This is a genomic window from Rheinheimera sp. A13L (assembly GCF_000217935.1).
Taxonomy (GTDB): domain Bacteria; phylum Pseudomonadota; class Gammaproteobacteria; order Enterobacterales; family Alteromonadaceae; genus Pararheinheimera.
Genome location: NZ_AFHI01000009.1, coordinates 62,469 through 75,547, shown reverse-complemented (window position 1 = coordinate 75,547; position 13,079 = coordinate 62,469). Strand labels below are relative to the sequence as shown.

The following is a 13,079-nucleotide window of genomic DNA, read 5'->3' as shown; positions in this document are numbered from 1 at the left end:
TTAGCGATATACCAGATATAAAACACCAGCCAAAGCTACGGTTCCCCAGCCCAGCCAGTCCACTATATCGCGTAATTTTTGCTGCATTTTTTCACCACCCCAATACATTAATCCTGCCACCAGAAAAAACCGGCTGGCACGACCCACAAAAGAAGCGATCACAAAAGGCAAAAATGCCATGCTCATCAGGCCTGCACCTACAGTAAATAACTTATAGGGGATAGGTGAAAAACCAGCGATAAAGACTACCCACACGCCGTAAGTCGTAAACCAGTGTTCTACTTTAGCGAAAGTATCCTGGTAACCCAGATACTCGACAACAGGCAATACAACGGGTTCATATAACCATAACCCAAGGAAGTAACCACAAATGCCACCTAATACTGAAAACAAGCTGGTAACCCAGGCAAAACGCCAGGCTTTCTCTGGCTGGGCCAATGCCATAGGCGCCAGCATCACATCGGGCGGAATAGGAAAAATGACGGATTCAGTAAAACTTAACCCCGCTAAATAACGTTCGGCGTGTCGATGTCTGGCCCATACTAAAGCTTTGTCGTACATCCACTGAAAAATTTTCAACTACATTGTCCTTTTAATCAAGCCAGTTCGCCCGGCACTAATGGCACAAAACGTACCGCCTCGACATCTTTTTGTTCAAACTCATCACCCATACGGGTAAAGACTCTTAATACTTGTTCCTGAGCACCCACTGGGATCACCAGACGGCCACCTTCAGACAATTGCTGTAATAAAGCTTGTGGCACCTCATGAGGCGCAGCTGTGACTATGATGCAATCAAAAGGGGCTTTGGTGGCCCAACCCAGCCAGCCATCGCCATGTTTCATCGACACATTATGTAAATCCAGCTGTTGCAGGCGTCGTTTGGCTTGAAACTGCAATGACTTTATCCGCTCAACACTACAAACCTGTGAAAACAAACGAGCAAGCACAGCGGTTTGATAACCAGAGCCAGTACCAATTTCAAGCACCTTCTGACACTGCTGGGATTGCAGTAACAGCTCGGTCATCTTCGCCACTATATAAGGCTGGGATATCGTCTGGCCCTGACCTATAGGCAAAGCTGTATTTTCATAAGCCTTGTGAGCCAATACAGCTTCGACAAATAAATGCCGTGGAGTTTGTGCAATAGCAGACAAAACACGACTGTCCTGAATACCATCCTGCTGAAGTTTTTGTGCCAAAACTGCGGCACTACGATGAGTGACTACTGCCATAACTTAACACTCAATTCCATCTAACCAGTCCGTTAATAATTCCATGCTGCGGTACGCTGTCATATCCACATGCAAAGGTGTGATAGAAGCATAACCCTGAGCTATGGCGTAAAAGTCTGTGCCAGGACCTGCATCAAGCTCCGGCCCTAAAGAGCCATACCAATAAATAGGTCTGCCCCATGGGTCGTTTGAACTTTGCATAGTTTCGGCTTTATGCCGCCGCCCTAAACGAGTGACCTGAATACCACGAAGTTGATCTAAGGGGACTGCCGGCACATTAATATTTAAAATCTGGTCCGCAGGCAGCGGATGGGATTTTAATTTTTTAATCACCTGCACTGTAACATAAGCAGCGGTCGCAAAATGCTGTTCATCACGTCCGGCTAAAGACACAGCAATAGCAGGCAAACCTAAGTGCCGGCCCTCTGTAGCAGCAGCCACAGTACCTGAATACAGCACGTCGTCTCCCAAATTAGCGCCGTGGTTGATACCAGCCACCACCAAATCAGGAGCATCAGTCAATAACTGACTGATGGCCAAATGCACACAGTCTGTGGGTGTGCCATTGACTGCAATAAAACCGTTGTCCAGCAGCTGAGTACGCAAGGGATTCAGCAGCGTTAACGAGTTACTGGCACCGCTGCAATTGCGATCAGGCCCAACAGTAGTGACCTCTGCAATTTCTGCCAGGGCATTGTGCAAAACCTGTATGCCTTTGGCGTAAACGCCATCATCATTACTTAATAAAATCCGCATTGTTTATCTGCCCTTGCCTGAAAATCACTTAATCCAAAGTAGCGTAATTACGTTGTACGTCCTGGTAATTCACTAACTCCCGTAGTACGGAGGTAGCAAAACAACCGGAATAAAGTTTAAAGCTAATTTTTACATTCTGATCTTGTACTTCGGCTTTTAATTCTGCCGGTAACACCCGGATGGAACGACGTTCGGCTCTGACATTCAGTTGTGCCAGTTTGTCGGCCCAATGTTGCCATGGCTGCAGGCTTTGTTGTTCAAAAGCCAGTGCGTCCGCTGTGATTAATGGCTCACCTAAACCAGGCAAGCCTGCTGTTGGATGAATGTCAGCCTCCAACAAACGTTGACGCAGAGTATCATCCACTTCCGGTACTTTAAAAATGGAGCCTGAACCATCCAGTTGTACCACTTCGCCAGGCAAAATCTGGTTGAAAGTACCAGCTTTGACCCGCGCATCGACCTGCAGATTAAACAAAAAAGAACGGCTGGCTGACAACGCTAAACCCCGTATTTTCCGATCTTCAATGCCACCGCCAGAAAACAGCTGTTCGGCTAAAGCTAAATTACCGCCCTGAATACCAAAACGTTGTTCGCCGTAATAATTAGGTACACCTTGTTTCACCAGCTCTAACCGCTGCAATAAAGCGGGTATATCGCTGACATCCCGCAACGTCAGGCTAAATTCGTTGTATTTAATAGAACCTAACTTTAACCGGCGCTGATGGCGGATAGTATCGAGGATTTTAACCCCTTCGATAGTCCATTCCTGCCAGTTCAGCTGTTGTTTGATAGGCACAGGTACACAAAACCACTGACGGGTGACAGCGTGTCGGTCTTTTAAACCTGCATAACTGACCTGACGGGCTTTACAACCGACCAATTCGGCCAGCAGCTTAGCGACATACTGGGTATTCTGACCAATTTTCTCCACCAGCAACAACATGTGTTCGCCTGCGCCAGTGGGGGTAAAGCTGAGTTCCTCAACCACAATAAAATCATCAGGCTGTACACGCAATAAAGCTGTAGTTTCAGGCTGGCCGTACAAATAACTTAGTTTTGGCAGCTCCACTTTTTTTTGCATCAGGATTTCACCAACAGCACCACGGCTTCTACGGCTATGCCTTCTTTACGACCAACAAAACCCAATTTTTCAGTGGTGGTGGCTTTAACATTGACCTGGGATAAGCCACAGACCAGATCTTCCGCAATACAGGCGCGCATTGCATCTACATGAGGAGCCATTTTTGGTGCCTGCGCCATAATAGTTACATCCAGATTGCCGACTTCATAACCCAAAGCTTTGACATCAGCAAAGACCTTACGCAATAAGATACGGCTGTCGATGCCTTTAAACGCTGCGTCTGTGTCCGGAAAATGATGGCCTATATCACCTAATGCCATGGCGCCTAACAAGGCGTCGGATACCGCATGCAGCACCACATCACCATCTGAATGCGCCAGCAAACCTTGCTGATAAGGGATTTTCACGCCACCTAAAGTAATAGGGCCTTCGCCACCAAAAGCGTGTACGTCAAAACCATGGCCAATACGAAACGGCATCATACAGAATGCTCCAGATAAAAAGCGGCCAAAGCTAAATCTTCAGCCTGAGTAATTTTGATATTGTCGGCATGTCCCTGTACCAAAAGCACAGGCAATCTTGCCCATTCCATAGCGCTGGCTTCATCTGTGATAGCCACAGCCTGAGCTAAAGCCTGCTGCAGTGCATCCCGGAGTAAAGCGGTCGGAAACAATTGAGGGGTATAAGCATGCCATAAACCGGTTCGATCTACAGTGTGGTCTACAGTCTGCTCTGCAGTGTCAGAGGCTCGTTTCATCGTATCCCGCACTGGCGTGGCTAAAATGCCGCCCTGACCAGCTTCGATACAACTATCAATTAAAAGTTCGATATCGCTGACCCTGACTACAGGACGAGCGGCGTCATGTACCAGCACCCAGGGATAGGCTTTGGCATCAATTTGAAGTAAAGCATTCAGCACTGAATTAGCGCGCTCCGCACCACCTTCCACTCGCTGGATCTGTGGGTCAGCAGCTAAAGGTAATTCGGGGAAATAAGGATCGTCCGGGCTTAACGCCAGAAAAAACTGTTGCAGCGCCGGAACTTGTTTCAGCCGATGCAGAGTTTGCTCAAGCACAGTCAGACCACAAAGTGGCAGGTACTGTTTGGGCCTATCCGCCTTCATTCGTTTGCCAACACCAGCGGCCGGGATCACAGTCGCAATAGCAGGAATAGCGGTCATTTTTTATCCAGCGGGGTAATGATCCGGAAAAATACTTCGTCGTGTCTGATCAAACCCAATTCGTTACGGGCACGTTCTTCAATAGCATCCAAACCTATTTGCAGGTCGGTGACGTCCGCTTTAAGTAGTTTATTACGTTTGGTCAGTACTTCATTTTGTTGTTCCATTTTGGCGAGTTCAGTTTTATGTGCCCAATACTCCATCACGCTGTGCTGGCCAAGCCACAAACGGTATTGAAGTGCTGCAAGCAGCGTAAGTAGCAATAAAACTAACAGGCGCATAACGAACCAAAAAATAAAGAGATAAAGGTATTATGAAGCTTATCGGCCAGACTGGAAAGCCCTAATAAAGCTGAAAACAAAGGCTTGCTGTGGAAAAATGCGGCTTAAGGTTGAAAAGGCTTAGCAAAGTTCTGCCAATTCAGCCTGCTGGCCAGTAATAACTCTCTTAAACTCAGCACTCGTGGGCTTTTGCGTTCGCCGTTGAGCCACTGGTGACCACAACAAGCAGCTGTCATTAAGCTTTTGGTTGGCTTAAGCAGGAATTTATCGCTGTTTTCGTCGGTAAGAGGTGTGCCATTAAAACTAAACCAGCCATGTTCGTTGCAATGCAGTCGTTGCCCTGACAGATCAATTTCATCGACTGAATCCAGCCAAACTGTCTCCAGAGCCTGTTGATTCTGATACACAGGCACTAGTAAGGCCAGTTTGCAGTGCTTTAAATAAAACTGTTCGATTTGTTCAATACCCTGCTCTTTAGCCGGACACCGCGGGCTCTGACGTCCAGTCCAGCTGGCATTCTGGCTATCAATTTCAAGCGGGGATTTATGTGACAAAATACTACTGGCAGCGCGACGGATATAAAAAGGTAAACTGGCTAAACGTTTTTGCAGACTGGCTAAAAATTCCGGCGGCATTTTGGCATAACGCATCAACTCCCGTTCATACAAAGCATTACAAAGCTCTGTATAAGTCAGGTCCTGCGCCGGGCTTTGCCACAGCTGATGTTGATCGGCTGAATGTTTTTTCATCCGTTGATGGTAATCAAGGGAGCAAAACCAATCAAGGGGTCAGTTGACCCCTTGATTGGTTTATCTGACCTGGCTTACGCCTGACCTTTAATTTCTACACGGCCACGGTATGGCGCCTTAGCACCCAATTCCTGCTCAATACGCAGCAACTGGTTGTATTTAGACACCCGGTCTGAACGGCATAAAGAACCTGTTTTGATTTGACCAGCAGCTGTACCTACAGCTAAGTCAGCAATAAAGGAGTCTTCAGTTTCGCCCGAACGGTGTGAAATAACTGCAGTGAAACCCGCATCTTTTGCCATTTTAATAGCGGCTAAGGTTTCAGTTAAGCTACCAATTTGGTTAAATTTGATCAGGATAGAGTTACCAATGCCCTGCTCAATACCACGGGTCAGAATCTTAGTGTTGGTGACAAATAAATCGTCGCCCACCAGCTGGATTTTATCGCCCATTTTATTGGTCATGTCTTTCCAGCCATCCCAATCCGACTCGTCTAAACCATCTTCAATAGAAATGATCGGGAAACGGGTCGCTAAACCAGCCAGGAAGTCGTTGAATTCATACGAAGTGAATTCTTTGCCTTCGCCAGAGAGTTTGTATTTACCGTCCACATAAAACTCAGATGCAGCACAGTCTAAGGCTAAAGTGATGTCTTTGTTCAGCTCGTAGCCGGCTGAAGCCACAGCTTTAGAAATCACAGTTAAAGCTTCTTCGTTTGATTTCAGATCCGGAGCAAAACCACCTTCATCACCTACAGCTGTGTTTAAACCCTGGCTGTGCAGTTCTTTTTTCAACTGATGGAAAATTTCCGCGCCCATACGCAGAGCTTCAGCGAAAGTTTTAGCGCCAACAGGCTGCACCATAAATTCCTGAATATCGACGTTGTTATCCGCATGCTCACCGCCGTTGATGATGTTCATCATAGGGACCGGCATGGAGTACACACCTGGTGTGCCGTTTAAGTCGGCAATGTGCTGATACAGTGGGATTTTTTTGTCAGCAGCAGCTGCGCGGGCTACAGCTAAAGACACAGCCAGAATAGCATTGGCGCCTAATTTAGATTTAGACTCAGTGCCGTCCAGATCAATCATGATCTGGTCAATTTCAGCTTGTTTATACGCATTTTTGCCGACTAAAGCGGCTTTGATTGGGCCATCGATATTGGCAACAGCAGTACGTACGCCTTTACCTAAATAACGGCTCTTGTCACCATCACGCAGTTCTAAAGCTTCACGGGTACCGGTAGAAGCACCTGATGGCGCGCAACCACGACCCATAGCACCACTGGCCAGGAAAACGTCGGCTTCTACTGTTGGGTTACCACGTGAATCCATGATTTCACGGGCGATGATATTGACGATCTCAGACATGTAAATCCCCTTTCATTTGTCGCATAAAAAAGCCGGACTAAAAAGCCCGGCTGCAACTGGTTATACGAGTTGCTGTTTCTGATATTTATAAGCGGCGGCCACGAAGCCCTGGAATAACGGATGTCCGTCACGTGGTGTTGAGTTAAATTCCGGATGGAACTGACCCGCCACAAACCATGGGTGTGTAGGTATTTCAATCATTTCAACCAACTGGTTGTCCGCCGACAAACCAGAGATCTTTAAGCCAGCCTCTTCGAGCTGAGCAACAAAGTTGTTGTTCACTTCGTATCTGTGGCGATGACGTTCGGCGACGATGTCCTTGCCATAGATCTCGCGGGCTTTTGTATTGGCTTTGAGGTTACAGTTTTGGCTGCCCAAACGCATAGTGCCGCCCATATCAGACTTGTCAGTCCGTTGTTCGACTTTACCATCTGAATCCAGCCATTCTGTGATGAGACCCACCACAGGGTAAGGCGTGTTCTTATTAAATTCGGTCGAGTGGGCATCTTTCATACCAGCCACATGACGGGCATATTCAATCAGCGCCACTTGCATACCTAAACAAATACCCAGGTAGGGCACTTTGTTTTCACGGGCATAACGGGCGGCCATAATTTTGCCTTCCACGCCACGCTCACCAAAACCACCAGGCACCAGAATGGCATCCACAGTAGACAGAATATCTGTGCCTTTGCTTTCTACGTCCTGCGAGTCGATGTATTTGATATGCACAGTTAAACGGTTTTTTAAACCTGCATGGTTTAAGGCTTCGTTCACTGATTTATAAGCGTCTGGCAGCTCAACATATTTGCCCACCATACCTACTGTGATTTCGCCAGTAGGGTTGGACTCCTGATACAACACCTGTTCCCATTCGGTCAGGTCTGCTTCAGGGCAAGTAATATGGAAACGACGTACTACTAAATCATCCAGACCCTGTGACTTTAACAGCGCAGGAATTTGATAAATGCTGGACACGTCTTTTAACGAAATAACAGCACGTTCTTCCACGTTAGTGAAGAGTGCAATCTTAGCGCGTTCATTCGATGGTATAGCACGATCAGAACGACAGACCAGAATATCTGGCTGAATACCAATAGAACGCAGCTCTTTAACAGAATGCTGAGTAGGTTTGGTTTTGATTTCACCGGCAGTGCCCAGGTACGGCACCAAGGTCAGGTGCATATACATGGCACGTTCGCGACCCAGCTCAGTGCCTAACTGACGAATAGCTTCCAAAAATGGTAAGGATTCGATATCGCCTACAGTGCCACCAATTTCCACTATGGCAATGTCATAACCTTCAGCACCAGCAATCACACGGCTTTTGATTTCGTTGGTGATATGAGGAATAACCTGAATAGTGGCACCTAAATAATCACCACGGCGCTCACGACGTAACACGTCTGAGTAGATACGGCCTTGAGTGAAGTTATTACGTTTGGTCATTTTGGTGCGGATAAACCGCTCGTAGTGACCTAAATCGAGGTCGGTTTCTGCGCCGTCTTCTGTGACGTACACTTCACCGTGCTGAATTGGGCTCATGGTGCCCGGATCCAGGTTGATGTACGGATCCAGTTTAAGGATGGTCACTTTCAGGCCACGGGCTTCTAAAATAGCCGCTAACGATGCAGCAGCAATGCCTTTACCTAAGGATGAGACAACCCCACCCGTCACGAAGATGTATCTTGTAGTCATGAGACCCCTGAGACGCCATTGGCAATAAAGAATTTACGAACTTAGGACGGGGGGAAATTATAACAAAGGGCGGCTGACTGCTCAATCAAAAGGCTGGATAAAAAAATAATAAATCACAGATCCCCACCAGAGGCTCTGATTTTGACTGTAAAACAGAATAAAAAGGCAGCTTGCGCTGCCTTTCAAATCGAAAATTTATGAGCCGTGCTTGTCGCTATGGCGCATATGCGGGAACAGGATCACGTCGCGGATGCTTGGCGCGTCGGCCAATAACATCACCAGACGGTCGATGCCAATCCCCTGACCAGCAGTTGGTGGTAAACCGTGCTCCAAAGCTGTAACGAAATCTTCGTCGTAGTACATGGCTTCATCATCACCGGCTTCTTTTTGCGCAACTTGCTCGCGGAAACGTTCAGCCTGATCTTCAGCGTCGTTTAATTCGCTAAAACCATTGCCTAATTCACGACCACCGATAAAGAATTCAAAACGGTCTGTGATTTCCGGATTGTCATCATTACGACGCGCCAGCGGAGAAATCTCTGCCGGGTATTCAGTGATAAAAGTAGGTTGTTGCAGCTTGGTTTCGACCAGCTCATCAAAGACTTCCATCAGAATACGGCCATGGCCATAGTTGGCTTTGACTTCAATGCCTAGAGACTTTGCCAATTCAGCCACTGCTTCACGGGTCGTTAACTGCTCGATTTTCAATTCCGGGTTGTAGTGCAGAATAGATTCAGTCACTGACATACGGGCAAAAGGTTTGCCGAAGTCAAACAGGTTACCCTGATAAGGCACTTCAGTAGTACCCAACACAGACTGAGCCAGACCACGGAACAACTCTTCAGTGATATCCATTAAATCGTTGTAATCGGCATAAGCCCAGTAGAATTCCAGCATAGTAAATTCAGGGTTATGACGGGTTGAAACGCCTTCGTTACGGAAGTTACGGTTCAGTTCAAATACTTTTTCAAAACCACCGACCACTAAGCGCTTTAAATACAGCTCAGGGGCAATACGCAGGAACATTTGCATATCCAGCGCATTGTGGTGTGTCTCGAACGGACGGGCTGAAGCACCACCGGGAATGCTTTGCAGCATTGGGGTTTCTACTTCTAAAAAGCCTTTGCTGTTAAAAAACTGACGGATATAAGCCACAGTTTTTGAACGGATTAAAAAGGTTTTACGTGACTGATCGTTCACAATCAAATCTAAATAACGCTGACGGTAACAAGCTTCCTTATCGGTTAAACCGTGGAATTTGTCCGGCAAAGGGCGCAATGCTTTGGTCAGCAAACGGATTTCGTCTAACCAGACGGTCAGCTCACCGGTCTGAGTTTTAAACAACACGCCGCTGCCGCCGACTATGTCGCCTAAATCCCACTTTTTGAAGCCTTCGTTGTAGACGTTTTCTGCCAGACTGTCGCGTGCTACATACAACTGCAGCTTACCGCCGACGTCCTGAATAGTGGTAAAGCTGGCTTTACCCATAATACGGCGCAGCATCATACGACCGGCTACAGTGACACGGATTTTTTTCTCTTCCAGCTCTTCCTTGCTCAGGTGCTCGTACTGGGCATGGATCTGATCGGAAGTCGCATCACGGCGAAAGTCATTTGGAAAAGGGTTACCCAGTTCACGTAATCCGGCCAGCTTATGTTTTCGCTCAGCAATCAGTTTATTGACGTCCTGATGTTCTTCAATAGGAGTATTCTGTTCAGACATGATAAGTTCCTGATTTTGTGAGCTAAATTACAAACCGGCTTTTAAGCTGGCTTCAATAAATTTGTCGAGATCGCCGTCCAATACCGCCTGGGTATTGCGGGTTTCCACGCCTGTGCGTAAGTCTTTAATACGCGAGTCGTCCAGCACATAAGAGCGGATTTGGCTACCCCAGCCGATATCCGACTTGGTGTCTTCCAGTGCTTGTTTTTCGGCGTTTTGTTTTTGCAGTTCAAACTCATACAGCTTGGCGCGTAACTGTTTGTAGGCGTTATCGCGGTTTTTATGCTGTGAACGGTCGTTCTGACACTGCACCACTATATTGGTCGGTAAGTGAGTAATACGTACCGCAGAGTCGGTTCTGTTGACGTGCTGACCACCAGCGCCTGAAGCACGGTAAGTATCTATACGTAAGTCGGCCGGGTTGATCTCGATTTCAATATCGTCATCCACTTCAGGCGCCACAAAAACGGACGCAAAAGAGGTATGGCGACGGTTGCCTGAGTCAAATGGGCTTTTACGCACTAAACGGTGTACACCGGTTTCAGTACGTAACCAACCATAGGCATATTCGCCGGTAAATTTAATGGTACAGCCTTTGATGCCGGCCACGTCACCGTCTGTCACTTCGTATAACTCAGGTTTAAAGCCTTTGGCTTCGCCCCAACGCAGATACATACGCATTAAAATACTGGCCCAGTCCTGAGCTTCAGTACCACCAGAACCAGATTGAATATCCAGGTAACAATCGGCCGGATCACTTTGGCCGGAAAACATACGACGGAATTCCAGCTTAGCCAGCTGAGTTTCTAAACCCGCCAGTTCGGTCTGAGCTTCGATAAAGGTGTCTTCGTCTTCGGCTTCAATGGCCAGCTCAACCAAGCCAGCCACATCTTCCAAACCCTGATCCAGCTTGTCTATGGTGCCGACAATCTGCTCCAGCGCTGAACGTTCTTTACCTAAAGCCTGAGCATATTCAGGCTTATTCCACACACCTGAATCTTCCAGCTCGCGGCTGACTTCTTCTAGCTTTTCTTTTTTGGCGTCGTAGTCAAAGATACCCCCGAAGCACGTTAGTGCGTTCAGTCAGATCTTTAATGGCGTTGTATACCGGATTTACTTCAAACATGATTTATGGCGCTTAGGAAAAAATTGGTGGCGATTGTAGCAATTTTTCTACAGACATGCAGCCATCCCGATGATTTTCTATCGAAAGAGTTGAACAGGATCCTGCACAGGCATTTCAACAGAAGATGTGCAGTATCCCTTTAGCGCGCAACTAGCCGATTTTTTCAATCAACCGCACAATCAACTGCACCGATTGTTGGTCTCTGTAGTCGTTGATATCCAACTGATAGGCGACGCGGATCTTTTTTACGTTGGCATCTGGCCAGGCTTTGTTGTCGGCATTAAACCAGATGGCATCCACCAGAACTCCGTCACTGGATTCCAGCATCAGCTTCAAATGTTTATCCGCCAATAAACGCTGTTGACGTATCACAAAGCCACCTTCAAACACAGGTTCAGGGAAAGCCTGTCCCCAGGGACCGGCTTGTTGCAACAACTGTGCAAAAGGCACTGACAAACAATCACTGCTTAAATCACCGTCTGTATAAAGCACTGCGGTCAAAAGCTCTGGCGTCAGATACTTTTTAGCGACAAAGTTCAGTGCCAGCTTAAAGGTATCAAAGCGCTCCTCGGCAATAGTTAAACCTGCCGCCATGGCATGGCCGCCAAACTTTTTAATCAGGCCCGGGTATTGAGTGGAAACTTCATCCAATAAATCGCGGATATGTAAACCCGGAATAGAACGGGCAGAACCTTTCAGCTCGCCTGCGTCACCTTGGGCAAATACCAGCACGGGTCTGTGGTATTGCTCTTTAATACGACCAGCCAGAATACCTATCACGCCCTGATGCCAATCGCTTTGGTATAAACACAAGGCATCCGGCAATTCATCCGAAGCGAAAGACAAAAGCTGCAGATAAGCCTGAGCTTCCTGCTGCATGCCCTGCTCTATTTCACGGCGTTCGACATTTAAACTGTCGAGTTCTGCGGCGTACATTCTGGCTCTGGGCAAATCAGGCGCTAATAAACAGCTGATGCCAAGGCCCATATCGTCTAATCGTCCTGCTGCATTTAAGCGCGGCGCTAAGGCAAAACCAAAATCCTGCGCTGTCAGCTTTTCCGCTTTGCGATTAGCAATATCAATTAGGGCCTGAATACCAGGACGGGCTTTGCCACTGCGGATACGCTGCAGGCCCTGATGCACCAGAATTCTGTTATTGGTATCCAGGGGCACTACGTCTGCTACTGTGCCTAAGGCCACTAAATCCAGCAGATCCGCTAAATTAGGTGCAGGCTGGCTTTCGGTAAAATAGCTTTGGGTGCGAAGTTCAGCACGAAGCGCCAATAACAAATAAAAAGCCACCCCCACACCGGCCAGTTGCTTGCTGGGGAAATCACAACCCGGTTGGTTGGGATTAACAATAGCGTCAGCGTCCGGCAGTTCATTGCCAGGCAAATGGTGATCTGTGACCAGCACTTTCACGCCCATTTTTTTCGCCAGCGCTATGCCGTCAATGGCTGAAATACCGTTGTCTACTGTGACTATCAACTGAGCGCCCTGAGCGACCGCAATTTCTGCCATCTCTACAGATAAGCCATACCCATATTCAAAACGGTTAGGCACCAGATACTCCACATGCTTAAAACCCAGGCTTTTTAAGCCCGTCAGCAAAGTTGCAGTACTGGTGGCGCCATCAGCGTCAAAATCGCCGACTATGACAATATGCTGCTGTTGCTGCAAAGCCTCAATCAACAAAGCTACAGCTGCAGATATGCCTTTGAGTAAGGTAAAAGGCAACAACTGAGCTGCGCCTCGCGCCAGTTGCAGCGAGCCTTCAATACCCCGGCTGGCGTAAATTTGCTGGATCACCGGATGGTATTGCGAGAGTTCCGGTGAAATAGCCGGCACAGGCCGGCGCTGAATTGTTTTGCTGATACTCAA

13 protein-coding genes are annotated in these 13,079 nt (G+C 47.6%); all 13 read right to left on the bottom strand.

The genetic code is table 11. From position 1 onward, the window contains the following. On the bottom strand, positions 1 to 579 hold the full coding sequence (locus tag RHEIN_RS06185; RefSeq protein ID WP_008898120.1) for a YqaA family protein: 579 nt from the start codon (positions 577 to 579) through the stop codon (positions 1 to 3). A gap of 17 nt (positions 580 to 596) precedes the next feature. Next, on the bottom strand, positions 597 to 1,235 hold the full coding sequence (locus RHEIN_RS06180; RefSeq protein WP_008898119.1) for a protein-L-isoaspartate(D-aspartate) O-methyltransferase: 639 nt from the start codon (positions 1,233 to 1,235) through the stop codon (positions 597 to 599). A gap of 3 nt (positions 1,236 to 1,238) precedes the next feature. Next, positions 1,239 to 1,991: a 5'/3'-nucleotidase SurE gene (surE, locus tag RHEIN_RS06175; RefSeq protein ID WP_008898118.1), complete on the bottom strand. Its 753-nt coding sequence runs from the start codon at positions 1,989 to 1,991 to the stop codon at positions 1,239 to 1,241. Positions 1,992 to 2,019: 28 nt separating this feature from the next. Further along, on the bottom strand, positions 2,020 to 3,072 hold the full coding sequence (gene truD, locus RHEIN_RS06170; protein ID WP_008898117.1) for a tRNA pseudouridine(13) synthase TruD: 1,053 nt from the start codon (positions 3,070 to 3,072) through the stop codon (positions 2,020 to 2,022). After that, complete coding sequence (gene ispF, locus RHEIN_RS06165) at positions 3,072 to 3,551, bottom strand: 2-C-methyl-D-erythritol 2,4-cyclodiphosphate synthase (RefSeq protein ID WP_040554637.1); 480 nt, start codon at positions 3,549 to 3,551, stop codon at positions 3,072 to 3,074. Before ispF ends, truD begins: the two co-directional genes overlap by 1 nt. Beyond that, positions 3,551 to 4,252: a 2-C-methyl-D-erythritol 4-phosphate cytidylyltransferase gene (gene ispD / locus RHEIN_RS06160; RefSeq protein ID WP_008898115.1), complete on the bottom strand. Its 702-nt coding sequence runs from the start codon at positions 4,250 to 4,252 to the stop codon at positions 3,551 to 3,553. Before ispD ends, ispF begins: the two co-directional genes overlap by 1 nt. Then, positions 4,249 to 4,533 (bottom strand): cell division protein FtsB, encoded by a 285-nt coding sequence (ftsB, locus tag RHEIN_RS06155; protein WP_008898114.1) that lies wholly within the window; start codon positions 4,531 to 4,533, stop codon positions 4,249 to 4,251. The genes ispD and ftsB overlap by 4 nt, the downstream gene beginning before the upstream one ends. 104 nt (positions 4,534 to 4,637) lie before the next feature. After that, entirely contained in the window at positions 4,638 to 5,282 is a 645-nt protein-coding gene (locus RHEIN_RS06150; protein WP_008898113.1) for a hypothetical protein, read from the bottom strand. Between the two features lie 74 nt (positions 5,283 to 5,356). Further along, positions 5,357 to 6,652: a phosphopyruvate hydratase gene (gene eno / locus RHEIN_RS06145; RefSeq protein WP_008898112.1), complete on the bottom strand. Its 1,296-nt coding sequence runs from the start codon at positions 6,650 to 6,652 to the stop codon at positions 5,357 to 5,359. A gap of 60 nt (positions 6,653 to 6,712) precedes the next feature. After that, positions 6,713 to 8,350 carry a CTP synthase gene (locus tag RHEIN_RS06140; RefSeq protein WP_008898111.1) on the bottom strand — a complete coding sequence of 546 codons (1,638 nt, stop codon included), beginning with the start codon at positions 8,348 to 8,350 and terminating at the stop codon, positions 6,713 to 6,715. Between the two features lie 195 nt (positions 8,351 to 8,545). Further along, positions 8,546 to 10,072: a lysine--tRNA ligase gene (lysS, locus tag RHEIN_RS06135; RefSeq protein WP_008898110.1), complete on the bottom strand. Its 1,527-nt coding sequence runs from the start codon at positions 10,070 to 10,072 to the stop codon at positions 8,546 to 8,548. A 27-nt stretch (positions 10,073 to 10,099) separates the two neighbouring features. Then, a protein-coding gene (gene prfB / locus RHEIN_RS06130) for a peptide chain release factor 2 (protein ID WP_192826708.1) occupies positions 10,100 to 11,198 on the bottom strand; the annotation gives its coding sequence in 2 pieces (ribosomal slippage) (positions 10,100 to 11,122 and positions 11,124 to 11,198; 1,098 coding nt in all). 150 nt (positions 11,199 to 11,348) lie between these two features. Further along, positions 11,349 to 13,079, bottom strand: coding sequence for a single-stranded-DNA-specific exonuclease RecJ (gene recJ, locus RHEIN_RS06125; protein WP_008898108.1), 1,731 nt, complete (start codon positions 13,077 to 13,079; stop codon positions 11,349 to 11,351).

Excerpts from the sequence above, each read along its gene's own strand:
- RHEIN_RS06180 (WP_008898119.1), bottom strand. The coding sequence starts at position 1,235 with ATGGCAGTAGTCACTCATCGTAGTGCCGCAGTTTTGGCACAAAAACTT.
- surE (WP_008898118.1), bottom strand. The coding sequence starts at position 1,991 with ATGCGGATTTTATTAAGTAATGATGATGGCGTTTACGCCAAAGGCATA.
- truD (WP_008898117.1), bottom strand. The coding sequence starts at position 3,072 with ATGCAAAAAAAAGTGGAGCTGCCAAAACTAAGTTATTTGTACGGCCAG.
- ispF (WP_040554637.1), bottom strand. The coding sequence starts at position 3,551 with ATGCCGTTTCGTATTGGCCATGGTTTTGACGTACACGCTTTTGGTGGC.
- ispD (WP_008898115.1), bottom strand. The coding sequence starts at position 4,252 with ATGACCGCTATTCCTGCTATTGCGACTGTGATCCCGGCCGCTGGTGTT.
- ftsB (WP_008898114.1), bottom strand. The coding sequence starts at position 4,533 with ATGCGCCTGTTAGTTTTATTGCTACTTACGCTGCTTGCAGCACTTCAA.
- RHEIN_RS06150 (WP_008898113.1), bottom strand. The coding sequence starts at position 5,282 with ATGAAAAAACATTCAGCCGATCAACATCAGCTGTGGCAAAGCCCGGCG.
- eno (WP_008898112.1), bottom strand. The coding sequence starts at position 6,652 with ATGTCTGAGATCGTCAATATCATCGCCCGTGAAATCATGGATTCACGT.
- RHEIN_RS06140 (WP_008898111.1), bottom strand. The coding sequence starts at position 8,350 with ATGACTACAAGATACATCTTCGTGACGGGTGGGGTTGTCTCATCCTTA.
- lysS (WP_008898110.1), bottom strand. The coding sequence starts at position 10,072 with ATGTCTGAACAGAATACTCCTATTGAAGAACATCAGGACGTCAATAAA.